This window comes from Serinicoccus marinus DSM 15273 (assembly GCF_008386315.1).
Taxonomy (GTDB): domain Bacteria; phylum Actinomycetota; class Actinomycetes; order Actinomycetales; family Dermatophilaceae; genus Ornithinicoccus; species Ornithinicoccus marinus.
In genome coordinates this window covers 208,808-232,395 of the sequence record NZ_CP043808.1, presented here as the reverse complement: position 1 = coordinate 232,395, position 23,588 = coordinate 208,808, and the positions used below count along the sequence as shown (strand labels likewise).

At 74.3% G+C, this 23,588-nt stretch carries 20 protein-coding genes and 1 pseudogene; 17 read left to right on the top strand and 4 right to left on the bottom strand.

Annotated features, from left to right (window positions below):
* Window positions 1–145 precede the first annotated feature (145 nt).
* From FU792_RS01110 to FU792_RS01090, 5 genes are all read left to right on the top strand, one after another.
* Entirely contained in the window at window positions 146–3,787 is a 3,642-nt protein-coding gene (locus FU792_RS01110) for an FtsX-like permease family protein (RefSeq protein WP_022923255.1), read from the top strand.
* Complete coding sequence (locus tag FU792_RS01105; protein WP_022923256.1) at window positions 3,784–6,576, top strand: FtsX-like permease family protein; 2,793 nt, start codon at window positions 3,784–3,786, stop codon at window positions 6,574–6,576. The genes FU792_RS01110 and FU792_RS01105 overlap by 4 nt, the downstream gene beginning before the upstream one ends.
* A gap of 185 nt (window positions 6,577–6,761) precedes the next feature.
* Window positions 6,762–7,754, top strand: a complete 993-nt coding sequence (locus FU792_RS01100) for an ABC transporter ATP-binding protein (RefSeq protein ID WP_052327710.1) — start codon at window positions 6,762–6,764, stop codon at window positions 7,752–7,754.
* Complete coding sequence (locus FU792_RS01095) at window positions 7,754–8,473, top strand: ABC transporter ATP-binding protein (RefSeq protein ID WP_022923258.1); 720 nt, start codon at window positions 7,754–7,756, stop codon at window positions 8,471–8,473. The genes FU792_RS01100 and FU792_RS01095 overlap by 1 nt, the downstream gene beginning before the upstream one ends.
* A 205-nt stretch (window positions 8,474–8,678) precedes the next feature.
* On the top strand, window positions 8,679–8,972 hold the full coding sequence (locus tag FU792_RS01090) for a hypothetical protein (RefSeq protein ID WP_149814472.1): 294 nt from the start codon (window positions 8,679–8,681) through the stop codon (window positions 8,970–8,972).
* A gap of 173 nt (window positions 8,973–9,145) precedes the next feature.
* Here the strand turns inward: FU792_RS01090 and FU792_RS01085 are convergent, their stop codons facing one another.
* On the bottom strand, window positions 9,146–9,913 hold the full coding sequence (locus tag FU792_RS01085) for an SDR family oxidoreductase (RefSeq protein WP_022923260.1): 768 nt from the start codon (window positions 9,911–9,913) through the stop codon (window positions 9,146–9,148).
* Window positions 9,910–10,398: a nucleoside deaminase gene (locus FU792_RS01080; RefSeq protein ID WP_022923261.1), complete on the bottom strand. Its 489-nt coding sequence runs from the start codon at window positions 10,396–10,398 to the stop codon at window positions 9,910–9,912. The genes FU792_RS01085 and FU792_RS01080 overlap by 4 nt, the downstream gene beginning before the upstream one ends.
* Before the next feature lie 164 nt (window positions 10,399–10,562).
* Here FU792_RS01080 and FU792_RS01075 point away from each other — a divergent pair, with 164 nt between their 5' ends.
* The 9 genes from FU792_RS01075 to FU792_RS01035 all read left to right on the top strand — a co-directional run bounded on the left by FU792_RS01075 (window position 10,563) and on the right by FU792_RS01035 (window position 20,215).
* Window positions 10,563–11,165 carry an RDD family protein gene (locus tag FU792_RS01075; protein WP_022923262.1) on the top strand — a complete coding sequence of 201 codons (603 nt, stop codon included), beginning with the start codon at window positions 10,563–10,565 and terminating at the stop codon, window positions 11,163–11,165.
* Between the two features lie 49 nt (window positions 11,166–11,214).
* Window positions 11,215–12,231: a UDP-glucose 4-epimerase GalE gene (gene galE, locus FU792_RS01070; protein ID WP_022923263.1), complete on the top strand. Its 1,017-nt coding sequence runs from the start codon at window positions 11,215–11,217 to the stop codon at window positions 12,229–12,231.
* Between the two features lie 103 nt (window positions 12,232–12,334).
* A complete protein-coding gene (locus FU792_RS01065; RefSeq protein ID WP_149814471.1) occupies window positions 12,335–12,724 on the top strand; it encodes a BlaI/MecI/CopY family transcriptional regulator in 390 nt (129 codons plus the stop codon).
* 12 nt (window positions 12,725–12,736) lie between these two features.
* Complete coding sequence (locus tag FU792_RS01060; RefSeq protein WP_022923265.1) at window positions 12,737–13,594, top strand: M56 family metallopeptidase; 858 nt, start codon at window positions 12,737–12,739, stop codon at window positions 13,592–13,594.
* A gap of 85 nt (window positions 13,595–13,679) precedes the next feature.
* Window positions 13,680–15,143 carry a cytochrome ubiquinol oxidase subunit I gene (locus FU792_RS01055; protein ID WP_149814470.1) on the top strand — a complete coding sequence of 488 codons (1,464 nt, stop codon included), beginning with the start codon at window positions 13,680–13,682 and terminating at the stop codon, window positions 15,141–15,143.
* 15 nt (window positions 15,144–15,158) lie between these two features.
* Entirely contained in the window at window positions 15,159–16,256 is a 1,098-nt protein-coding gene (gene cydB / locus FU792_RS01050; protein WP_022923267.1) for a cytochrome d ubiquinol oxidase subunit II, read from the top strand.
* A gap of 68 nt (window positions 16,257–16,324) precedes the next feature.
* The gene (gene cydD / locus FU792_RS01045; RefSeq protein ID WP_275100732.1) at window positions 16,325–18,484 is read left to right on the top strand and encodes a thiol reductant ABC exporter subunit CydD; all 2,160 of its coding nucleotides are present in this window, start codon (window positions 16,325–16,327) and stop codon (window positions 18,482–18,484) included.
* Window positions 18,427–19,866, top strand: a complete 1,440-nt coding sequence (locus tag FU792_RS01040) for an amino acid ABC transporter ATP-binding/permease protein (protein ID WP_161600173.1) — start codon at window positions 18,427–18,429, stop codon at window positions 19,864–19,866. The genes cydD and FU792_RS01040 overlap by 58 nt, the downstream gene beginning before the upstream one ends.
* A 10-nt stretch (window positions 19,867–19,876) precedes the next feature.
* The gene (locus FU792_RS01035; protein WP_022923269.1) at window positions 19,877–20,215 is read left to right on the top strand and encodes a hypothetical protein; all 339 of its coding nucleotides are present in this window, start codon (window positions 19,877–19,879) and stop codon (window positions 20,213–20,215) included.
* Window positions 20,216–20,231: 16 nt separating this feature from the next.
* Here the strand turns inward: FU792_RS01035 and FU792_RS01030 are convergent, their stop codons facing one another.
* Window positions 20,232–20,816: a hypothetical protein gene (locus tag FU792_RS01030; RefSeq protein WP_238706020.1), complete on the bottom strand. Its 585-nt coding sequence runs from the start codon at window positions 20,814–20,816 to the stop codon at window positions 20,232–20,234.
* Window positions 20,813–21,061 carry a hypothetical protein gene (locus FU792_RS01025; protein ID WP_149814468.1) on the bottom strand — a complete coding sequence of 83 codons (249 nt, stop codon included), beginning with the start codon at window positions 21,059–21,061 and terminating at the stop codon, window positions 20,813–20,815. Before FU792_RS01025 ends, FU792_RS01030 begins: the two co-directional genes overlap by 4 nt.
* Window positions 21,062–21,153: 92 nt before the next feature.
* Between FU792_RS01025 and purB the strand changes: the two are divergent.
* The 3 genes and pseudogenes from purB (at window position 21,154) to FU792_RS01010 (ending at window position 23,535) form a co-directional block, all read left to right on the top strand.
* Window positions 21,154–22,625 (top strand): annotated as a pseudogene (gene purB / locus FU792_RS01020) (adenylosuccinate lyase).
* The gene (locus tag FU792_RS01015) at window positions 22,622–22,987 is read left to right on the top strand and encodes a barstar family protein (protein ID WP_022923273.1); all 366 of its coding nucleotides are present in this window, start codon (window positions 22,622–22,624) and stop codon (window positions 22,985–22,987) included. Before purB ends, FU792_RS01015 begins: the two are co-directional and overlap by 4 nt.
* Window positions 22,984–23,535: a guanyl-specific ribonuclease gene (locus FU792_RS01010; RefSeq protein WP_022923274.1), complete on the top strand. Its 552-nt coding sequence runs from the start codon at window positions 22,984–22,986 to the stop codon at window positions 23,533–23,535. Before FU792_RS01015 ends, FU792_RS01010 begins: the two co-directional genes overlap by 4 nt.
* Window positions 23,536–23,588: the final 53 nt, after the last annotated feature.

Here is a 23,588-nt window from a genome sequence, read left to right as displayed (position 1 = left end):
CCTCGCAGAGTCTGCGTTCGGTGTATGCACAGCGCGCTGCTGGTCGATGCACAGCGCGTGGCCGGTCACGAATGGGCCACGATCCGGGGACTGACGCCAGGGAAGGCATGGGCACCGTCAGGGCCTGCGCCTAGGGTCCAGGACTATGAGGTGGGCGAGCTTCGCGACGGCGCGGGCCCGGGCGTCGTCCGGGCTGCTCCTCACGCTGCTCGCGCTGGTCGTCGTGACGACGGCGATCATCGCGGGGACGGTCGGCTACTCCGCGGCCGCCGCGAGCACGGCAGCCCGCGCCGCACTCACCCAGGGGGAGCCCACCGAGACCGGCGTCCAGGTCCAGACCCGGCTCGCCGAGGACCCCCAGAGGCAGGACGAACTCGCGCGGTCGACGATCGCCGACGCCTTCGCCCCTGCACCGGTGAGCATCGGCCGGCTCGTGGTGAGCGAGCCCCGCCCCACGCAGCACGACGGCTCCTCGCTCGAGGGCGAGCTCGTGGTGACCGGTGGTCCGGAGCTCGCGCCGGGCGACGCGCCGACCGACCTCGTGACGGTCGTCGACGGCACCTGGCCCGCTGACGGCGCCGGGGACGAGACCCCCGACACCCCGGCTGCCGGTGCCCTGCACGTCGGCGCTGCCCAGGCCTGGGGCCTCGAGGTCGGTGACGTCCTCGTCGTGGCCGACCGGGCGGTCGAGATCACCGCGACCTGGCAGCCGGTGGACGCCCAGGACGCCTTCTGGTTCAGCGACGAGCTGGTCCGCACCGGCGTCGCGGACGAGGAGTCGACCCTCGGGCCGGTGGTGGTCGACGAGGAGCTCGCGCGGCAGGTCGGCGCGCCCTTCGTCCGCTGGCCGGTCCAACCCGACGCGGACGCGGTCACCCCCGACGACCTGCGGGTCCTCGCCACCGGGGCGGAGACGCTCCGGGCCGAGCTGCGCGAGGTCGAGGGGCTGACGGTGCGCGGCGTCCAGGTCGAGGGCGACCTCGCCCCCACCGCCGGGCAGGCCGCGACCAACCTCGCCACCGCCCGCGCCCTCGGCGTCGTCCCGCTGTCGGTCCTCGTCCTCGTCACCGGCCTGGCCGTGGTGCAGCTCGCCCGGCTGCTCGCGACGACCCGGGAGCCGCAGGCCCAGCTGCTCGTCGCGCGGGGTGCGACCCGCGGCCAGCTGCTGCTCAGCACCCTGGCCGAGTCGCTGGCGGTGACCGTGCTCGGTGCGGTGGCCGGCACCCTGCTCGCCCGGCTCGTCCTGCTCCTCGTCCCCGGCAGCGAGGGAGCGACCACCCGCGTCGTGCTGGCCGGGGCGCTCACCCTGCTCGGCGTGGCGCTCGCCCTGACGGCGATCGCCTGGCTGCAGGCCCGGCGCCTCGCCGGCGGCCAGGTGGTCGCCGACCGGTCCGGGCGGGCCCGCGCTGCGACCGCCCTCGCGACGCTGGTCCTCGTGCTCGGCGCCGCCGGACTGAGCTGGTGGCAGCTGCGGCGGGCCGGGTCACCACTCACCCGCGGCCCGGACGGGGAGCTCGGCACCGATCTCGTCGCGGGAGCCGCACCGGCGCTGCTGCTCGCCGCTGCCGCCGTCGTCGCGGTGGCCCTCCTGGGACCGCTCAGCCGCGCGGTCGAGCTGCTCACCCGGCGGACGCGCACCACCGCCGCGCACCTCTCGTCAGCGCAGGTCAGCAGGCGGCTCCAGGTGTATGCCGTCCCGGTCGTCCTCACGGTCCTCGCCGTGGGCTCCACGACCCTGGCGGCGCTCTACTCCGGCACCAGCGCGCAGCTGCGCGACGACCTGGCGGCCGTCGGCGAGGGCGCGCCGCTGCGGGCCGACCTTGTGCGCCCGCCCGCCACCGTGGAGCCGGGCGTCGTGCCGGCCCCGCCCCCGGACCTCGCCGAGCTGCCGGAGATCGGTGCGGCCGCGCTCGTGTGGTCCGAGCCGGACGCCCGGGTGGGCGACGTCCCGGTGCCGCTCACGCTGGCCCAGACCGGTGCCGACGGCGGGCTGGCGGACGTCGCGAACATGCCCCAGGGCATACCCGGCGGGCTGGTGCCCACCGGCCTGGACGCGGTGCTCGACGCCGACGGTGACGCGCCGACTCAGCAGGCGATCACCGTGCCCGACGGGGCGACCGAGGTGACGATCGACGTGCAGGCCGAGCGGGGCGTGGACCGCTGGGAGCTGGCCCGGCTCGACGGGATCGCCGAGACCGAGCGGGAGATCGCCGACGAGCTCGCGGAGGTCGCGGCGGAGTCGCCGGAGGACGAGCCGGCACCGGAGGGCGAGCAGCCACCGACCGGTGCCTCCGAGGAGCTGATCGTCGAGCGGCTGGACAGCGAGGTCGCCTCCGCCTCGGCACCTCTCGAGATCGTCCTCACCGTGCTCGTCGAGGACGTCCGGACCGGGCTGACCAGCACCGTCACCGCGGGGACGATCGAGCTGGCCGGGCCGAGGCTCTCCTACGACCCCGCCACCCTCGGCGACTTCGCCGCCGAGCCCACGAGCACCGCCACGAGCCTGGGCCTCGCCCTCCCCGAGGGTCGCCAGCACCGGCTGCGCGCCGTGACCGTGGAACTCCCCGACACCCTGCCGCCGGAGGTGCCCCTCGACTTCCTCTACAGCATCAGCTCCACCACCCTCGACCTCGACCTGTCGATGCGCACCGGGGACGTCGACCTGCTCGAGGACACCGGTGGGTGGGCCAGCACCGACGCCCTCACCGCCGAGCAGGCGGCGCCGCTGGTCGCGGAGGCGGCGGACGTCGAGGAGGCCACCTTCGAGACCACGGTCCAGGTGGAGGAGGGCTACGTGGGCGACGAGGGCCCCTTCGTGCAGACCCGCACCGACAGCAACGAACCGTTCGTCCCCACCTGGCTCGACACGTCGATCTCTCCCTGGCACCTGGAGGTGCCGGACACCCGGATCGGCGGCACCGAGCTGGTCGTCGCGCCCGGCGCCGCACCGCTGGACCTCACGGGATCACCGCCCGGTGCACCCCCGGGGTCCGGGACCGAGGACGACACGTCCGCCTCGGCGACGGTCCCGGTCGCCCTCACCCGGCAGGCAGCGGCCGCAGCCGACCTGGCCGCCGGCGACCCGATGACGCTCAGCCTGGTCGGGACGACCGTGCCCGCCCGGGTCGCAGCGGTCGTCACCGCCCTGCCCGGCCAGCAGGGCGAGACCGCCGCCCTCGCCGACTCCCGGGTCGCCTCGCTCGTCCTCGCCGAACAGCGCCGCAGCCTCACCTGGCCGACCCAGGTCTGGGCCACGCCCGCCGCCGGCACGCAGGAGGCGGTGGACTCCCTCACCGCCCGCGACGACCTGCGCGCGGTGACCGGGCCGGGGACCGTGTCCGTCACCGACGCCACGATCGCGGCACGCCTGGTCTTCTGGGTCGCCTCCGCCGGGGCCGTGCTCCTCGCGCTCACCGGGATCGCGGCGGTGGGGGCGACCCTGCTCTCGTCGCGCCGCGCCGAGGTCGCGGTGCTGCGCGCCCTTGGTATGCCGCCCGCCGCGCAGTCGCGCTCGCGGGCGATGGAGCTGGTCGGGGTGGTCGCGGCGGCGATCGCCGTCGGCCTGCTCGCCGGCTGGCTCGTGGGCCAGGCCGTCGTCCCCGAGCTCGCCTCCTCGACCACCCAGCCCGGGCGGCTGCGGCTTCCGGCCGCGCTGCGGCTGGAGGCGGCGCCGTGGGCGGCGGTGCTCGGCGTCGCCGCGGTCGGGTCCGGCCTGCTGGCGCTGCTGCTCGGCTCCCGGGTCCGTGCCCAGGCGCTGGACCGCACCTACCGGGAGGAGATCCGGTGAGGCCGCGCCACGGCATACCTCGCCGCACCGGCGCCGTCGGGCTGGCGCGACGCCAGTTCGCTGCGGACCCGTGGGTCTCGCTCGGGCTCGCGCTGCTCGTCGGGACTGTCGGGCTGCTGCTGACCGCGGTGCCGCGGGGGCTGGTCGACATCCAGTCGCGGCAGTTGGTGCAGGAGATCGGCGGGTTGTCGGCGGCGCAGCGTGACCTGCGGGGCGACTGGCAGCGCACGGTCGTCCTCGGCTCGACCGAGGACCTGACCGGCGACCCCGCCGCCGACGGCTGGGCACCGCTGGTCGAGGGGGCCGAGCGGATCCGCGCCGGGCAGCCCGAGCCGCTGCGCAGCACGCTCGGCCCGGCGCAGTTCCTCGTCCGGCTCACCGAGGACGTGGGGTATGCCCCGCCCGTCGAGTCGGGTTACTACGCCGCCAGCCTCAGCCTGGCCGTCGACCCCGACCTGACCGAGCACGTCGAGCTCGTGAACGGAGACTGGCCCGAGCTGGTCGTCGACACCCCCGACCTCGGCATACCCGGGCCGCAGACCGAGCAGGAGGGGGCACCGGCGGAAGAGCCGGACGACCCGGAGCCGGTGCCCGTGCTGCTGCTCGACGACGCCGCGGACGAACTCCTGCTCGAGGTGGGCGAGGAGGTGCAGGGTTTGGTCGTGGCCGGCACCTACACCCCGACGAACCCCGACGACCCGCGCTGGCAGCACGTCGACAACGGCGCCACCATGGGCACGCTCTACGACCCCAACCGCGGCGAGAGCGCCTACGCCACGGCCTTCCTCGCGCCGGACAACCGCGGCAGCATCGGCTCACCCGCCTCGACCCGGATGCGGATGTGGTTCCCCGTCCTGCCCGAGGCGATCACCGGCAGCACCGGGCAGGTCGAGACCCTGCAGGCCCAGGTCAACGGCTTCCTCGCCGAGCAGCACGTCGTGGCGACCGCGGACCAGATGCTCGACACCCAGGCCGCGCAGGTGCCGCTGTTCACCACCGACCTCACCGAGGCCCTGGGCCGCATCGTCAGCCAGCAGCGCGCGACCGCCTCGCTGCTGGCCGTCGTGGCGGCAGGCCCGCTGGGGGTGGCGCTGGCGGTGGCGGCGCTGGGGGCGCGACTGGTCGTGCACCGGCGGCGGCAGGCCCTGGCGATGACGCTGGCGCGGGGCGCCTCGCCCGCCCAGCTGCGACGGGTCATCGCGGGCGAAGGGCTGCTGCTCGGCGTGCCGGCCGCGGCGCTCGGCCACCTGGTCGCCTCGGTCCTGGTGCCCGGCCCGACCCCGTGGTGGCAGTGGGTCGTCACGGCCGCCGTGGCGCTGGTGCCGCCGGTCGCGCTGGCGGCCTCCGTGGACGACGCGTCGCTGCAGCAGCGTCGCAGCGACCTGTCCCCCCGCAGCGCCAACCGGTGGCGCTGGGTGGTCGAGCTCGCCGTCGTGGCGCTGGCCGGGGTGGCCACCTGGCGGCTGCTGGACCGGGGTGCCCGCGGCGACGACGCGGCCGCGACCGGCATCGACCTCCTCGCCGCGGGCACCCCGGTGCTGATCGCCCTGGCGGCCTGCGTCCTCACGCTGCGCCTCTACCCCCTCCCGCTGCGCGCGCTCGCCGCCTCGCTGCGCCGACGCCCGGCGCTCACCCCGTTCCTCGGGGCCTCGCGGGCGCTGCGCGACCCGGCGGGCGGCCTCGTGCCCGCGCTCGCCGTCGTGCTGGGCACGGCGATCGCGCTGGTCAGCGCTGTGCTGCTCTCGACCGTCACCCGCGGCGCCGAGGTCGCGGCCTGGGAGGCGAACGGCGCCGCGGTGCGCCTCAACGGTCCGCTGCTCAGCGAAGAGCTGCGCGCGGAGATCCAGCAGATCGAGGGTGTCGCCGCCGTCGGTGGCATCGGCGACACCGGGGCGACCCGCGACCTGGTGGTCGACGGCGAGCGGGAGGCGATCCGGGTCTGGGTCGCCGAGCCCGAGGTCGAGGAGGTGTATGCCCGCTCCGCCCCTGTGCCCGGTCTGCCTCCGGACTTCTGGCGAGACGAGGGCATACCCGCTGTCGTCACGCTGCTCGGGGCGGACGACATGGTACCCGAGGGCGCGACCGACGTGCAGGTGTCGCAGCTGGGGGACGCCGAGGTCGTGGGGCACCGCGACCAGGTGCCCGGGGTCCTCGTCACCGGTTCGGGCGTCCTGGTCGACGGCGAGCGCTGGGAGGAGGCCGGCGGCAGCATGCCGGACGTCAGGAGCACCCTCGTCGCGGTCTCGGACGACGCCTCGCCCACGGAGGTCGCCGATGCGGTGACCGACCTCGTCGGCACCGGCGGCGTGGTCACGACGGTCACCACCCGGCTCGAAGCCTTCGAGGAGGCGCCGGTGACGACCGGTCTGCGGCAGCTCTTCGTCGGTGCCACCGTCGTCTCGGGGCTGCTCACCGTGCTCGCCGTGGTCGTGGTGCAGCTCATGGGGTCGACGGCGCGCACCGCGCTGCTCGCGACGCTGCGGACCCTCGGCCTCGGGACCCGGCAGACCCGGGCGCTGACCGCCTGGGAGCTGGCCCCGCTGCTCGTCACGTCGCTGCTCGTCGGGACGCTCCTCGGGCTGGGGGTGCCCTGGGTGCTGCTCCGGGGGCTCGACCTCACCGGGCTCACCGGCGGGTCCGCCCAGCCGGCCCTCGTCCTGGACCTGCCGCTGCTGGGCGCCGTGCTCGGCGCGGTGGTCCTCACTGTCCTGATCGCCGTCACCGTCAGCGCCTGGATTGCCGGGCGCACCAACCTCGCGCAAGCGTTGCGCGTCGGGGAGGACCGATGAACCCGCACGACACGACAGCTCGGACCGGACAGGACTCCCGTCCGCCGGCCGACCCGACCGGACACACCTCCGGCCCGCCCACCGACCCGACGGGAGAGACCTCCGGTCCGCCCACCGACCCGACCCGTGGGGACGGGGTCCGGGGCGGAGCCCCGGCGGAGGGTGCACGGGGGGCGGAGCCCCCCGTGGGACCCGACATCTGGTGCGAGGACCTGGTGCGCATCTACTCCACCGAGGGCGTCGAGGTTCAGGCGCTGCAGGGGCTCAACCTCGTCGTCGACCCCGGCGATGTGGTCGCGCTCGTCGGCGCCAGCGGCTCCGGGAAGTCCACCCTGCTCGGCATCCTGTCCGGCCTCGACCGGCCCACCGGCGGCCGGGCGCGGGTCGCGGGGGTCGACCTGCTGTCGATGAACCGTGCGCAGCGGGTGGACTACCAGCGGCATACCGTCGGCTTCGTCTGGCAGCAGACGTCGCGCAACCTCCTGCCCTTCCTCACCGCGGCGGAGAACGTCGCGCTGCCCATGGTGATCTCGGGCAGGAAGGAGCGCGGGCAGCGGGTCGAGGAGCTGCTCGGCCTCCTCGGGGTCGGCGACTGCGCCGCCCGTCGCCCGGCCGAGCTGTCCGGCGGGCAGCAGCAGCGCGTCGCCATCGCGACCGCGCTGGCCAACTCCCCCGCCGTGCTCCTGGCGGACGAGCCGACCGGTGAGCTCGACGACGCCGCCTCGGCCCAGGTGCTCGAGGCGATGCGCGCCTCGGCCGGCGAGCTCGGCACGACGGTGCTCGTCGTGACGCACGACCCGACGGTGTCCGACCACGTGCGACGCACGGTCGCCATCCGCGACGGCCGAACCTCGACCGAGGTGCTGCGGTATGTCGTGACCGACGAGTCGGGCGAGCAGCGGCAGGTGGCCAAGGAGTACACCGTCATCGACCGGGCCGGGCGCATCCAGCTCCCGCGGGCGCACGTCGAGGAGCTGGGGCTGCGCGACCGGGTGCGGCTCGAGGCCGAGCCCAGCCATGTGCAGGTTTGGCCGGACGACGAGGAGCACGCGGCCGGCGAGCCCCGACCCGGATCCGACCGGACACCCCTTCCGTCCGAGCGCGAACCCGACCGGGCATCCCTTCCGTCCGTGCCGGAGCCGGACGCGGTGCGAGACGATGACGGGGAGGAACGGTGATGAGCGAGCGGACGGCATACCAGGAGCAGGTGGGCGGGAGCGCCGCAGCGGTCGTGCTCAGTGGCCGCGACCTGCACCGCACCTTCGGCACCGGAGCGACGCAGGTCCATGCGCTCGCCGGGGTCGACCTCGAGGTGCCCGCGGGGCAGCTGACCGTGGTCCGCGGACCGTCGGGCTCGGGCAAGACGACGCTGCTCAACCTGCTCGGGGGCCTGGACCGCCCCACCGAGGGCGAGGTGATGCTCGACGACGGGCGGGTGCTCTCCGAGCTGCCGGAGAAGGACGTGCTGGCGGTGCGGCGCGAGCGGATCGGCTACGTCTTCCAGAGCTTCGGCCTGGTGCCGGTGCTGTCGGCCGCGGAGAACGTCGAGGTCCCGCTGCGGCTGCAGCGGACCCCGGTCGGCGAGCGCACGCGGCGCGTCGAGGAGGCGCTGGAGCTCGTCGGGCTGGCGCGGCACAGCAGGCAGCGGCCCTACGAGCTCTCCGGCGGGCAGCAGCAGCGGGTCGGGATCGCCCGCGCGCTGGTCAGCGACCCCGACATCCTCATCGCCGACGAGCCGACCGGGCAGCTGGACTCCGAGACCGGCGCGATGATCATGGACCTGCTCGTCCGGCTCACCCACGAGCGGCACATCGCCTCGGTGGTCTCCACCCACGACCCGAGCCTCATGGGCCGGGCCGACCAGGTGGTCGAGCTGCACGACGGGCGGCGGGTCTGAGCCGACCGCCGGTCGACCGGCCAGTCGTCGCCGGGGCGGCACGTCCACGGTCAGCAACGCGGAGCCACCCGCGCCTGACCGGCGAATCGTCGCCGGGGCGGCACGTTCCCGGTCAGCCTGCCTCCGTTCCTGCGGTCGACGGCGCCCCGGACCCGAACTACGGTCGTGGCCACAGGCGATGCAGGAGCCGGGGCGAGGAGTGATCGTGCAGGGACAGGAGCACCCGTTGGACCAGCCGCAGGGCGAGGGTCTTCTCGGGCGACCGCTGGGCGGGTCGACCGGCCGCACGTCTTCCTCGCGGATCCTCCTCGTGGGCGTCGCCGCCCTGGTGGTCGTGGGCCTGCTGGTCGGGTTCCTCACCGACTGGTCACTCTCGGCCATCGGTCTGGCCGTGGGCGCGTCGGTCGGGCTGGTGCTCGTCGCGGTCTTGATGCGGCGCCCACCGCCCACCCGGCTCGAGACGCGGGAGAAGAACAAGACGCAGCGCAACCGGTGGTGAAGGCTGCGGCCGGCTGACGGAGGGCATCCGCCACGGCATACCGGTCAGGACCCGGCGCGGCACGACGGCCGGCGGGTCTGAGCAACCGGCCACACTCCTACGCAGAAGTCGTTCCTCTGCGGTGATGCCTCCGCGCACAGGAACAGCTTCTGTGTATGAGTGGCGAGACTCGCTCAGTCGGCCGTGCGGAAGCCGCCGTTGCTGTGGAGCAGCTGGCCGGTGATCCAGCCGCCCTGCTCGGAGAACAGGAAGCGGACGAGGTCGGCGGTGTCCTGCGGCGTGCCGAGCCGACCCAGCGGTGTCTGCGCGATCCCCGCCTCGCGGATCTCCTCGGTCATCCAGCCGGTGTCGATCGGCCCCGGGTTGACGACGTTGGCCCGCACCCCGAGGTCGGCCAGCTCGTGCGCGGCCGCGACGACCAGGCGGTCGAGGGCTCCCTTGCTCGCGCCGTAGGGGAGGTTGTATGCCGTGTGGTCGCTGGTCAGCGCCACCACGCGGGCGGCTCCGCGCTCGACGACCGGCGGGGAGAGCTGCTCGGCGAGAGCCTTGATGAGCAGCCACGACGCCCGAGCGTTGACCGCGAAGTGCCGGTCCCACGACTCGACCGTGGTGGTGCGGATGGCACTGTCCACGCTCTCCGCGTGCGAGAGCACCAGGGCGGTGAGGTCGCCGCGCCGATTCGCCTCGCGCACCAGCCGCTCCGGCACCTCGGGGTCGGCGAGGTCAGCCGCGATGACCTCGACCTGGGCGCCGAGCTCACGGCAGCGGGTGGCCACGGCCTCGGCGTCGTCCGGGCCGTGGTCGAGACCCACGCGGTCGTCGTACCCCGGCCAGTGGCACAGCGTCAGGTCCCAGTCGTCCTCGGCCAGGGCGAGGGCGATCCCCGCGGCGATGCCCCGGCGGCGTCCGACCCCGGTGAGGAGCACGGTGCCGCGGCTCATCGCGGCCCACCCCCGGCGCTGCGCGCGTGCAGCGCGCGCACCTGCTCGGCCAGCTCCGGGTCGGGGCCGTCCACCACCGCACCGGGCACGAGTTCCTGGATCGGCAAGGGCGCGACCGGGCCGGGCTCCCGGCCCAGCTCCGCCGACCACGCGGTGAGCTGGGCCGTGGAGGAGGCATACACGATGCGCCCCAGCCCGACCCAGCCGTGGGCGGCGGCGCACATCGGGCAGTGCTCACCGGAGGTGTAGACGGTGCTCTCCGCCCGGTCCGGCGGCGAGAGGTGCTGCGCGGCCCAGCGGGCGATCGCGAGCTCGGGGTGCTGCGTGTGGTCACCCCCACCGACGTGGTTGTGGTCCTCGAGCAGCACCTCGCCCTGCGGCGAGACGAGGACCGAGCCGAAGGGGTCGTCACCCGCCTCGAGGGCGGCCTGCGCGAGCTCCACCGCCCGGGTGAGATGGATCCTGTCCGTGTCGTCGATGCCCACCCGCCCACCGTAGTTCGCCGCCCGTGCGACGTGGCGGTCGAGGGCTCCCTTGCTCGCGCCGTAGGGCAGGTTGTCGGAGCCGACAGCGGCGGCGCGGCGTCATACCCTGGAACCGCCGGGCCCGTGCTCCCGGCGACCGACCGGCGCAGGGCAGAGGAGACACCATGAGCTGGGCACCGCCGCCACCGGACCGCGAGCGCGACCACCTCACCGGCCCCACCGACGCCGCGCCGTGGGACGTTCCCCCGATCCCGGCCTGGTCGCCGACGTCGGCCTACGGCCAGCCCGAGGACACGCCGCCCACCCGGCCGGCACCGCCGCCGCAGCTGCGCTACGCCGACTGGGGTGAGCGGGTCGCCGCGACGCTGCTCGACTGGTGCCTCCTCTTCGGGGTCCTCGTCGTCCTGGGTGTGGTCGGCGGCATCGTCGAGCCGCTCGAGGACCTCGCCGGGTTCGCCTGGCTCGCCTCGCTCGGCTACCTCGCCTGGCTCAACGGCTCGAAGGGTCAGTCGCCCGGCAAGGCCCTGCTCGGGCTCAAGGTCGTCCGCGAGGCCGACGGGTCGCCGCTGGGCGGGTTCGTGGGCCTCGTGCGCGGCGGGCTCCTGGGCCTGCTCAGCCTCTTCACCGTCGGCATCTTCTTCCTCATCAGCGTGCTGTGGCCGTTCCGCGACCCGAAGCAGCGCGCGGTGCACGACATCGCCGTGAGCGCCGTGGTGGTCTCCGGCTACCCGAAGGCCCCGGTCAGTCCGCGCCTGCTCAAGCCCTGACCCCGGCGTCCGGGCGGTCGCGCGCCCGGGATCTGACAGCATGAGCGGTATGCGCGTCCTCGTCACCGGCGGTGCCGGATACATCGGGTCCCACACCGTCATCGCTCTGGCCCGGGCCGGGCACGAGGTCGTCGTCGTCGACGACTTCTCCAACAGCAAGCCCTCGGTGACCCCGCGCCTGGAGGAGCTGGCGGGCATACCCGTCCCGGTGCACGCCTTCGACCTCGCCGACGGCGACAAGCTCGACTCGCTGCTCGGGCAGGAGTCCTTCGACGCAGTGATCCACTTCGCGGCGTTCAAGGCGGTCGGCGAGTCGGTGGAGAAGCCGATCGACTACTACCGCAACAACATCGGCGCGACGCTGCGGCTCGTGGAGGCGATGGTCACCCGGGACGTGCCCTACCTCGTCTTCTCCTCCAGCGCCACGGTCTACGGCGAGGACGCGCCGGTGCCGATGACCGAGGGGCTGCCGACGTCGGCGACCAACCCCTACGGCTGGACCAAGGTCATGAACGAGCAGATCCTGCGCGACGTGACCCACGCCTACCCGCAGCTCAAGGTCGCGCTGCTGCGCTACTTCAACCCGGTCGGTGCACACCCCTCGGGGCGGATCGGCGAGGACCCGAGCGACATCCCCAACAACCTCATGCCCTTCATCGCCCAGGTCGCCGTCGGGCGGCGGGAGCGGCTCTCGGTCTTCGGCGACGACTACGACACCGTCGACGGGACCGGCGTGCGCGACTACATCCACGTCGAGGACCTCGCCGAGGGCCACGTCGCGGCGCTCGAGTGGATCAGCACGCACGACCGACCGCTGTCGGTGTGGAACCTCGGCACCGGACGCGGCACCTCCGTGCTCGAGCTCGTGTCGGCGTTCGAGCGTGCCAACGGGCGGGAGATCCCGTACGACGTCGTCGCGCGCCGGCCGGGTGACATCGCCAGCTCGTATGCCGACCCCTCGCTCGCGGAGTCCGAGCTCGGCTGGCGGGCGACCCGGTCGGTGGAGGACATGTGCGCCGACACGTGGCGGTGGCAGCAGGCGAACCCGCAGGGCTACCCGGACTGACGGCATACCGGTGCGACCCGAGCACGCGTCCGGTGCAGCCTGAGCACGCGTCCGGTGCAGGAACGAGGGGTGGCGTCCGGGTTCGGGGCGTATCCTCGAGGACATGCCCCTTCGCAGCGCCTCCCTCGGTGACCTCGAGCGGGTGGTCATGGAGATCCTCTGGTCGGAGGGTCCGGACCTGTCCGTCCGGGATGTCATCGACCACCTGGCGCGGCGCGAGCACGACAAGGAGCTGGCCTACACCACCGACATGACGGTGCTGGACCGACTGGCCAAGAAGGGCGTGGCCGACCGCACCCGGGACGGGCGGGCCTGGCGCTACTCCGCCGCAGCCAGCCGGGAGGAGCTGGCGGCGACCGCGCTGCGCTCGGCCCTGGACACGGTGCAGGCCGACCGCACCGCGGCGATGCTGCACTTCCTCGACGACGCCAGCCCGGGCGAGCTCGACGACCTGCGCGCCGCCCTGGCCGAGGTCGAGCGCCGCCGCGCCTGACCGCACCCCGCCGTGACCGGCCCGCTGCTCACCGCGTCGGTCGTCCTCGCGGCGCTCGCGCTCGTCCTGCTCGCCCCGCGGGTGCTGCCCGCATGGACCGCCCTGCGCTCCATGCCGGGACCTGCCCTGCTGCTGTGGCAGTCGGTGAGCCTGGCCGGGGTGCTGTGCGCCCTGCTCGCCGCCCCGGTCGCGGTCCTCACCACCGGCCTGTCCCAGCCGCTGCTCCTCGGCCTCGCCCTGTCGCTCTCCGGCGTCATGCTCGTCCGGTTGCTCCTCTCGGGACACCGGGTCGGCACCGACCTGCGGCGCCGCCGTGCCCAGCACCGCGAGCTGGTGGACCTCGTCGGAGAGCACCTCGCGGGCGACCCGGCCCGCGCCGCCTCCGGCATCACCCGACCCGACGTCACCGTCCTCGCCCAGGGCAACCCCAGCGCCTACTGCCTCCCGGGCCGCGGCGACCGCATCGTCCTCACCAGCGCCGCCCTCGATCGGCTCGGGGCAGCCGAGCTGCGCGCCGTCCTGGCGCACGAGCAGGGGCACCTCGACGCACGCCACGACCTGCTGCTGGAGCTGTTCACCGTGCTGCACGAGGCGGTGCCCGAGCCGCTCCGGGTGCCCGCTGCCCTGGCCGAGGTGCATCTGCTGGCGGAGGCTCTGGCGGACCGGATCGCCGAGCAGCGCACCGGCCCGACCGACCTCGCCCGCGCGCTGGTCGCCATGGCCGCGACCGGCACGCCCGAGGTGACCGCTCGGGTTCGTCTGCTGGCGCACCCGCCGGCGCCCTGGCACACCCGCGTCGCCGTTACCCTCCTGGCGCTGGTGACGCTGGCGCTGCCCGCCGCCGTCGTGGGGTTTCTCACGTTCAGCTGAGCCGACCCCAGGGAGGTCGACCGGGGCGACGCACCGTATGCTGTACGACGTCACGTAGTTCTCCCTCCCACCCCCAGAGGCTCCCGTGGAAGCACTCGATCTCGCCCGCTGGCAGTTCGGCATCACGACCGTCTACCACTACTTCTTCGTGCCGATCACGATCGGGCTGTCCCTGCTCGTGGCCATCATGCAGACGCAGTGGATGCGCACCCGCAACCCGCAGTGGCTGCGGCTGACGAAGTTCTTCGGCAAGCTCTTCACCATCAACTTCGCGCTCGGGCTGGTCACCGGTATCGTGCAGGAGTTCCAGTTCGGGATGAACTGGTCGGACTACTCCCGCTTCGTCGGCGACATCTTCGGTGCGCCGCTCGCGATCGAGGCCCTGCTCGCCTTCTTCCTGGAGTCCACCTTCCTGGGTCTGTGGATCTTCGGCTGGGGACGGATCCCGGAGAAGCTCCACGCCGCGTGCATCTGGCTGGTGCACATCGGCACCGTGCTGTCGGCCTACTTCATCCTCGCCGCCAACTCCTTCATGCAGAACCCGGTCGGCTACGAGCTCAACCCGCAGACCGGGCGAGCCGAGCTCACCGACTTCCTCGCCGTCCTGACCAACCCGGTCCAGCTCGTCACCTTCCCGCACGTCATCACCGCCGCCTACATGACCGGCGGCGGCTTCGTGCTGGCCTTCGCCCTCTGGCACCTGTGGCGGGCGGCGACGCCGGCGGCCGACAAGCCGATGTACCGCAAGGGCGCCAAGCTCGGCGCGATCACCGTGCTCGTCGCCTCGATCGGCGTCATCGGCACCGGTGACCTGCAGGGGAAGGTGATGACCGAGGTGCAGCCGATGAAGATGGCGGCCGCCGAGGCGCTCTACGAGGACGTCCCCGAGGGCGAGGGCGCCCCCTTCTCGATCATCACCGTGGGCACCCTGGACGGCGGCGAGGAGGTCTGGGCGCTCACCGTGCCCAAGCTGCTCTCCTACCTCGCCACCGGCGCCTTCGACGGCGGGGTCGAGGGCATCGACCACATCCAGGAGCGCTACGAGCTGACCTATGCCGGGTCCGAGCTCACCGCAGCCGAGGACTACCGCCCGGTGATCCCGGTCACCTACTGGACCTTCCGGCTGATGATGGGCCTGGGCTTCGCCGCGATGGCCATCGCCGCCGCCGTCCTGTGGGTGCTGCGCGGCAAGGGCAGCGACACCGACGAGCCGCGGATGAGCCACCGGGTCTGGGGGTATGCCGGTGTCGCCGTCCTCTTCCTGCCGCTGCTGGCCAACTCCTTCGGGTGGATCTTCACCGAGATGGGGCGCCAGCCGTGGCTCGTCATGGGGCTGATGACCACCCAGACCGGCGTCTCGCCCGGTGTCAGCGCGGGCGAGGTCCTCACGTCGATGATCGTCTTCACGTTGCTCTACGGCGCGCTGGCCGTGGTCGAGGTCGGGCTCACCCTGCGCTACGGCAGGGCGGACGCCGAGCAGGTCCCCGAGGACGCGTCCTACGACCCCCGCACCCGCGACGACGACGACGCCTACGTCTTCACCTACTGAGTCAGGACGAACATCATGGAGCTCAGCACGATCTGGTTCATCCTCATCGCCGTCCTGTGGATCGGCTACTTCTGCCTCGAGGGCTTCGACTACGGCGTCGGCATGCTGCTGCCCGTCCTCGGCCGCGACGAGCCCGGGGCCGACGTGGCGTCCGCCGACGGTGCGACCGCGCATACCGGCGAGACGCGCAAGCGGCAGATGCTCTCGGCGATCGGCCCCTTCTGGGACGGCAACGAGGTGTGGCTGCTGACGGCCGGCGGCGCGATCTTCGCCGCCTTCCCCCACTGGTACGCCACCCTCTTCTCCGGGTTCTACCTCCCGCTGCTGCTCATCCTCGTGGGCCTCATCCTGCGCGGCATCGGGCTGGAGTACCGCGGCAAGGTCGACTCGGCCGCATGGCGCGCGCGGATGGACACGATGGTCGTCGTGGGGTCCTTCGTCCCCGCGCTGCTGTGGGGTGTCGCCTTCACCAACATCGTCAGTGGCGTGCCGATCGACGCGGACATGGAGTATGTCGGCGGCTTCTGGAACCTCCTCGGACCGGTCGCGCTGCTCGGCGGGCTCACCACGCTCACCCTCTTCCTCACCCACGGCGCACTCTTCGTCGCGCTCAAGACCGACGGGCAGCTGCGCCACGACGCCCGCGCCCTGGCAATCCGGCTCGGTCTGGTCGCCGCGGTGCTAGCCGTGGCCTGGCTCGCGATCCTGCAGGCACGCAGCGGATCGGGTCTGTCATGGGCGGTCACCGGCATCGCCGCGGCCAGCCTCGTCGGGGGCCTGCTGATGGCCGGGCGCGGTCGGGAGGGATGGGCCTTCACCGGCACCTTCGCCGCGATCGGGCTGGCCACCGCCTCGCTCTTCCTGGCGCTCTTCCCCGACGTGATGCCCTCCAGCCTGGACCCGGCGTGGTCGCTGACCACACAGAACGCCAGCTCGAGCCAGAAGACGCTGGGCATCATGACCGTCGTCGCGCTGGTCTTCACCCCCATCATGCTGATCTACACCTCCTGGAGCTACTGGACCTTCCGCAAGCGGGTCTCGGGGCACCACATCCCGACGCAGGTGCACCACGCCGCCGTCGTGGAGGGCGACCAGGTCGGGGCGGGCCGCTGACGTGAGGCAGCGACGGCGGGCGTGGAGCCCCGTGCCTGCGCGCCCGCACGACCAGCGACACTGAGCCGGTGCGACCCTTCGACCCCGACCTGCTGCGGGCCCTCCCGGCGACCCGCGGCCCGGTGGCCTCGCTGTCCGTCGTCGGCGTCCTCTCGGGGGTCGTCGCGATCGCGCAGGCGGTGACCCTCGCCCTCGTCGTCGGCGCGGTGGTGCGGGGCGAGCGCGAGGAACTCACGGCATACCTCGGCTGGCTGGTCGCGCTGCTGGTGACGCGCGGGCTGCTCGCCGGCGCGGGCGAGCTGGTCGCCCGGCGCGCCGGGCTGCGCGTGGTCGGGATCGTGCGGGAGGCGCTGCTGCGGCACTGGCTGGCGCGGCCGGTGGAGGGGCGGCCGGGCACCGAGGTCGCGCTCACCCGCGCCACCGACGGGGTCTCCGCCCTCGAGCCGTATGTCGCCCGCTACCTCCCCGCGCTCGTCACCGCGGCCGTGGTGCCGGCGCTGGCGCTGGTCGCCCTCGTGGTGGTGGACCCGTGGAGCGCGCTCATCGTCGTGCTGACGCTGCCGCTGCTGCCGGTCTTCGCGGCGCTCATCGGCATGCACACGCGCGATGAGACGCAGCGGCGGTGGGGCGCGATGGAGCTGCTGGCCGGGCACTTCCTCGACGTGATGCGGGGCCTGCCGACGCTGGTGGCCTACGGGCGGGCGCGAGCGCAGGTGGACGTGGTGCGCGAGGTCGGGGAGCGGCACCGGCGGGCGAGCGTCGCCACGCTGCGGACGGCCTTCCTGTCGACGGCCGCGCTGGAGCTGCTGGCGACGATCTCGGTGGCGATGGTGGCGGTGGCGGTCGGGCTGCGGCTGGCGCACGGCGGGATGGACCTCGTCGTCGGGCTCACCGCGATCCTGCTGGCGCCCGAGGCGTACTGGCCGGTCCGCCGGGTCGGCGCCGAGTTCCACAACGCCGCCGACGGGGCGCAGGTGCTGCAGGAGCTGGCCGACGACGGGGTGCTGGGGGAGGCCCGTCGTGCCCGTGATGCCCGTCCGGCGACACCGGCCGGGCGGCCCATCGGGCTCACCGAGGTTTCCTACGCCCACCCCGGCCGGGTCCGCACCCTGGAGGGGCTGACCCTCACGACGTCGTCCGGGCCCGGCCTGACCGTGCTGACCGGGCCCAGCGGGGCCGGCAAGACGACGGTGCTGGAGCTGCTCGCGGGGCTGCGCACCCCCGCGTCCGGGACGGTCAGCGCCCCCGCGGCGCACCTGGCGACGCAGCGGCCGCTGCTGCTGCCGGGCACCGTGCGCGACAACCTCGCGACCGCCGCCCCGGACGCGACCGACGCCGCGATGACCGCGGCGCTGACCGAGGTCGGGCTGTGGGCGCAGCTGGCTGACCGGCACGGGCTGGACACCCGGCTCGGGGACGACGGGTTCGGCCTGTCGGCCGGTCAGCGGGCCCGGCTCGCCCTCGCCCGCGCCACCCTCTCCCCGGTGCCGCTGCTCCTGCTGGACGAGCCGACGGCCAACGTGGCGGTGGACGGCATACCCGTCCTGCATCAGGTCATCACCGGGCTCGCCCACACGCGTCGGCTCGTCGTCGTGACCCACGACTGCTACCTGGCCGCGCTCGCGGACGACCGGTGGCGCCTCGACGCCGCCGCGGCGTCGGCTCCGCTGGACGGCCATCGGGGTGAGCCGGCCGCTGCGGACCCGGCTCCGCAGGCCGGCCGTCGGGGTGGGACGACCGCTGCGACCCCCGCTCCGCAGGCCGGCCGTCCGACCGACCCGGTCGCGGCACCCCACCCGACCGGGGCTGACCAGGAGCCGGCCGACGGTCGACGACCCGGTGAGGTCGCGCCCCTGCGCACCCCGCGCGGCGCGCGTGGGCTCGCGCTGGCCTGCCTCCTGGGCGGTGCGTCGGTCGGCTGCGGGGTGGCGCTGACCGCGACCTCGGGGTGGCTCATCGTGCAGGCCTCGACCATGCCCGTGGTGCTGACCCTGCTCGTGGCGATCGTCGGGGTGCGGGCGTTCGGCATCTTCCGGCCGGTGTTCCGCTACGCCGAGCGCGTGGTCAGCCACGACGTGGCCCTCGACGACCTGTCCCGCGCCGGGCCGACCTCTACGCCGCGCTCATCCCGCTCACCCCCGCCCGGCTGGGGCGGCGCAGCCGCGGGCAGGTGCTCACCGCCGCCGCCCGCGACCTCGAGGACGTCGTCGACGAGCACGTGCGGGTGAGCGTGCCCGCCTGGTCCACCCTCCTCGCCACCCTCGTCGGGGCGGCCATCGCGGGCTGGCACCTGCCGGTCGCGGGTCTCGTCGTGGCCGCCGGTGGTCTCCTCGTCGCCCTCCTCACCGTCCTCGGGTATGCCGTGGAGCGCCCCGCGCAGGACGCCGCCGTGGCGCAGCGCGGCGAGGTCCGGGACCGGGTCACCGCCCTGGTCGCGAACCTGCTCGCGGTGCAGGCCGTCGCCGGGACCGTGGGCGGGCACCGGGGGCTGGTCGCCCCGGTGCTGCGGGCGGAGGCGGCGCAGCGGCGCAGCGAGGCCCGGCTCACCCGGGCCCGGGCGGCCGGGCTCGCCGTCACGTGGCTCATCGTGGCCGTCACCGCGACGCTCGTGGGGCTGCTCGCCTGGGGGGCGCGGGCGGAAGGGACGCTGAGCGGGCCCTACGCCGCGCTCGTCGCGCTGGTGCCGCTCGCGCTGGCCGACGCCTGGGCCGGCCTGCCCGAGGTGGCGGGCGCCCGGGCCCGCGCGCGGTCGGCGGGGGCACGCCTGGAGGCGCTCGTCGGTCAGGAGCCGGCCGTCGCCGGCCGGGGCACCACCCCGGTGCCACCCGCACCGCCCGTGCTGGAGCTGCGCGGGGCCTCGGCCCGGTGGGCGCCCCGGGCGGGCGGTGCGGCCGGCGCGGCCGTGGACGGGGCGACCGGTGCCAGGCCCCCCGCCGGGTCCACGCTCCCCGACCTGCACCTGCTGGACCTCGTCGTGGAGCCGGGCGACCGCATCCGCCTCAGCGGACCCAACGGTGCCGGCAAGTCGACCGCCCTCGCCGTGCTGGCGCGCCACCTCGACCCGAGCGGCGGGGACTACCTGCTGGCCGGCGCGGACGCGGACACGGGCCAAGGGTGCCGGTGCGGTTCGGACGTGCGTGCCCTGGACCTGGAGCAGACCCGAGCGCTGCTGGCCGTCGTCGACGACGAGCCGCACGCCTTCGCCGGGTCGGTGCGCGCCAACCTCGTTCTGGCGGCGCCGGGCGCCACCGACGAGCAGCTGCTGGACGCGGTCGTGGCGGTCGACCTGGGTGGCTGGTTCGGCACACTGCCGCACGGTCTCGACACCCCGCTCACAGGGCTGTCCGGCGGCGAGCGGAGCCGGCTCGCGCTGGCCCGGGCGCTGCTCTCGGAGCGGCCGGTCGTGCTGCTCGACGAGCCGACGGCCCACCTCGACGACGCGACGGCGCAGCGGGCCCTGGGCGGCCTGTTGGACAGGGTGGGCGGTGGCCGGGCGGTCGTGCTCGTCAGCCACACCGCGCCGGTGACCGGACGCTGGACCGAGCACCGGGTCGGCCGGAGTGCCGCGGACGCAGCGGACGGCCGAGCGGTCCCGCAGCACATCGGCTAGGTTGCCGGTCATGGACACCTCGACCATCGTGTGGATCGTCGTCATCGCCGTCGTCGTGGTGGCGGCGCTGGCCGCCTGGGCGGTCGTCGCGCGCAACAAGCGGCTGGCGGCCTCGCGCGAGGAGGCGGCCGGGCTGCGCGAGAAGGCGCAGTCGGGCGAGTCGTACGCCCAGAGCGCCGAGGAGCGGGCGCGCGAGCTGCAGGCCAAGGCGCGCGAGGCCCAGCAGCACGCCGACAAGCTGCACCAGCAGGCCGAGGAGGCCACCCGCATCGCTCGCGAGCACCGCGACCGCGTCACCGGCGACTACGTGAGCGCCGACGAGATCGACCCGGACGCCAAGAAGCGCTGACCGCGGCGCCGGCAGCTCAGGACGCGTCGCCCACCGGGAGCCCGGTGTCCCGCACCAGGTAGAGCCACGGGAAGGCCCGCGCCCCCACCTGCCACCCCTCGGTGAGGTAGTGCCGGACGGGCCGGGTCCAGATCACCCGTCGGTGCTCCCACCGCGTGCCGGTCCGCACCATCCGGTGCCGGAACATCCCGGCCTCGACGGTGTGCCACCCCAGCTCGCCCGCGAGCTCCAGCTCGCCCATCTCGTCTACGGCGGTGACCGGGCCCAACCACCGCTGGTCCGCTCCATCGTCGTCCTCCTCCCCCGGCCCGGCGGACTCGCCGAACCGCTGCAGCGCACCCTGCCGGGACAGACCCAGCTCCGCCCCGAGCCGCGCCCAGCTCACGCCCGCACCGCGGGCCGAGCCGACCGCCTGCCGCAGCAACGCCGCCGTGCCCTCGTGGGCCTCGGCGCACCGCCGCACCAGCCGGAGGTGCTCCTCCGTCTCCAGCGTGCCACCGGCCACCGACACCTCTCCCCCGTCGCCGACGATCACCCTCCCCAGGGCGACGACGAGGTCCTCGTCCTCCTCCCGCGGCGCGCCCTGCGCCGGACCAGTCATCGCCCGTCCCGGCTCGGCAGCCAGTGCTGCTCCTCGCCGCCGTCACGACGGCGCCCCGGCCACCGCCCGCTCCCGACGAGGAAGGCGCCGAGGATCATGAGCGCCAGCGTCGCGCCCTGGAAGAAGCCGTGCCAGAAGCCGCCGTCGATCTGCCGGGAGACGTAGTAGCTCACGAAGCCCGCGAGGATCACCGCCACCCCCGAGGTCATCCGGAAGGTGCGCATACGGTCCTGTGGTGTCGTCATGATGTCAACATAGTCTTGACGCCAAAGCCAGTCAACCTGAAGTTGACACCGACGATGCCCGGGCCGTCGCCACTGCCTGCCACAATGCCGGTATGCCGCTGCCCGCCGCCCGCACGCCGCTCGCCGAACTCGCCCCCAGCATCGCCCTGGGTGCCCTGGACGGGAGGTACCGCGGCGCGGTCGCGCCGCTCGTCGACCACCTCTCCGAGGCGGCGCTGAACCGGGCGCGGCTGCACGTCGAGGTGGAGTGGCTGCTGCACCTCGTCGAGCACGACGTGGTGCCCGGCGCCCCCGGCCTCTCGGCGCAGGAGCAGGAGGCCCTGCGGGCACTGGTGGTCGACTTCGACGCCGACTCGATCGGTGAGCTGAAGGTCATCGAGGCCGAGACGGTGCACGACGTGAAGGCCATCGAGTACTTCCTGCGCGGTCGGCTCGTCGACCTGCTGACCGGGTCGGACGCCGAGAGCGGGCGGGGGCGCCGAGGGGACCTCCCGGGCCGAGGCGCTGGGGCAGCTCATCCACTTCGCCTGCACCAGCGAGGACATCAACAACACGTCGTACGCGCTCATGGTTCAGGGCGCGGTGCAGGAGGTCTGGCTGCCGCGGGCTCGCGCCCTGGTCGATCAGCTGTCGGCCATGGCGCGCGAGCTCGCCGAGGTCCCGCTGCTGGCGCACACGCACGGGCAGCCGGCCACGCCGACGACGATGGGCAAGGAGCTGGCGGTTCTGGCGCACCGGCTGACGCGACAGCTGCGCCGGATCGAGCAATGCGCATACCTGGGCAAGCTCAACGGGGCGACCGGCACCTACGGGGCGCACGTCGAGGCGGTCCCGGGCGCGGACTGGCAGCAGATCAGCCGTTCCTTCGTCGAGCACCTCGGGCTGGAGTGGAACCCGCTCACCACCCAGATCGAGAGCCACGACTGGCAGGCCGAGCTCTACGCCGACGTCGCGCGCTTCCACCGCATCCTGCACAACCTGGCGACGGACATGTGGACCTACATCTCCCTGGGCTACTTCGCGCAGGTCCGCGGTCAGGGGACGGTCGGCTCGAGCACGATGCCGCACAAGGTCAACCCGATCCGGTTCGAGAACGCCGAGGCCAACCTGGAGGTCAGCAACGCGCTGCCTCGACGTGCTCGCCACGACGCTGGTGACCAGCCGGCTGCAGCGCGACCTCACCGACTCCTCGATGCAGCGCAACATCGGCTCCGCCCTTGGGCACGGCCTCCTCGCGCTGGACAACGTGAGCCGCGGCCTGTCCGGGCTGGACGCCGTCCCGGAGGCGATGGCCGCCGACCTCGACCGCAACTGGGAGGTGCTCGCCGAGCCGGTCCAGTCGGTCATGCGGGCGCTGGCCGCGCGGGGCGTGGAGGGGATGAGCAACCCCTACGAGCGGCTCAAGGAGCTGACCCGCGGGCGGCGGATCGGGCAGGCCGAGCTCGTGGACTTCGTCCGCGGCCTGGGGCTGCCTGCCGAGGAGGAGGAGCGGCTGGTGGCCCTCACCCCGGCGACCTACGTCGGCCTGGCCCCCGAGCTCGTCGCCCACCTGGACCAGCGGTGATCATCCTCCCCGCCGAGCGCGCCGAGGACGCGCGCGCCCACTTCGCGCAGGCAGGATATGCCGTCGCCGAGGTGACCACCCCGCGCGGCGGCGGTCTGCGCGAGACGCAGGCGCAGGTCGCCCAGGCGCTGCGGCTGCCGCCGACCGCGGCCACCAACCTCGACGCGCTCGCGGACGCGTTGCGCGACCTCGGGCAGGTCTGGGACGGGCAGGAGGTGGCCCTGCTCTGGGCGGACGCCGCGGCGCTGGCTGAGCGCGACGGCCGCGCCTGGTGGATCCTCTCGGAGATCCTCGACGACGCGGAGTCGCTCGCGGTGGTGGCGCTCGGGACGCCCCGCGTCGAGCACGGGGAGCAGCCGTGAGGCTGTCGCGCCCCGTCGCCGCCGTGCTGCTCGCGCTCTGCGCCGTGCTCGTGCTCGTGCTGGCGCTCGGGCAGGGCGGCTGGACCGGCGACGAGGAGCCGTCCGAGGCGACCAACGCAGCGGCGAGGCCGACCGCGACGACGCCCGAGCCCACGTCCGACGGGTCCACGTCGCACGAGCCCACCCAGGAGGAGACCCCGGCGGGCGCAGCGGCGGGCGAGCCGGTCGGGACCGACACCCGCGACTGGGACGACGTCGACGCCTGTGCCGACGGCATACTCCCGGCCGAGCTGGACCCGGTCGTCGACGACATCGAGGCGGGCGGCCCCTACGACTACGGCAAGGACGGCTCGACCTTCCAGAACCGGGAGGGCTACCTGCCGGACGAGTCGTTCGACTACTACCAGGAGTTCACCGTCGAGACGCCCGGCCTCGGACACCGCGGTGCCAAACGCGTGGTGACCGGGGGCGGCGAGGTCGACCCCGAGGTCTGGTACTACACCGAGGACCACTACGCGAGCTTCTGCGAGTTCGCGCCGGTCGGCTGAGCGCGTGCACCACCCGGGCCCGGCGTCGGGGACACTGGAGGCAGACCACTTCA

Coding starts and splice junctions, on each gene's coding strand:
- FU792_RS01030 (WP_238706020.1), bottom strand. CDS start 20,816: ATGACTGGTCCGGCGCAGGGCGCGCCGCGGGAGGAGGACGAGGACCTC.
- FU792_RS01025 (WP_149814468.1), bottom strand. CDS start 21,061: ATGACGACACCACAGGACCGTATGCGCACCTTCCGGATGACCTCGGGG.
- FU792_RS01085 (WP_022923260.1), bottom strand. CDS start 9,913: ATGAGCCGCGGCACCGTGCTCCTCACCGGGGTCGGACGCCGCCGGGGC.
- FU792_RS01035 (WP_022923269.1), top strand. CDS start 19,877: ATGGACACCTCGACCATCGTGTGGATCGTCGTCATCGCCGTCGTCGTG.
- FU792_RS01110 (WP_022923255.1), top strand. CDS start 146: ATGAGGTGGGCGAGCTTCGCGACGGCGCGGGCCCGGGCGTCGTCCGGG.
- cydB (WP_022923267.1), top strand. CDS start 15,159: ATGGAGCTCAGCACGATCTGGTTCATCCTCATCGCCGTCCTGTGGATC.
- FU792_RS01065 (WP_149814471.1), top strand. CDS start 12,335: ATGCCCCTTCGCAGCGCCTCCCTCGGTGACCTCGAGCGGGTGGTCATG.
- FU792_RS01095 (WP_022923258.1), top strand. CDS start 7,754: ATGAGCGAGCGGACGGCATACCAGGAGCAGGTGGGCGGGAGCGCCGCA.
- FU792_RS01075 (WP_022923262.1), top strand. CDS start 10,563: ATGAGCTGGGCACCGCCGCCACCGGACCGCGAGCGCGACCACCTCACC.
- galE (WP_022923263.1), top strand. CDS start 11,215: ATGCGCGTCCTCGTCACCGGCGGTGCCGGATACATCGGGTCCCACACC.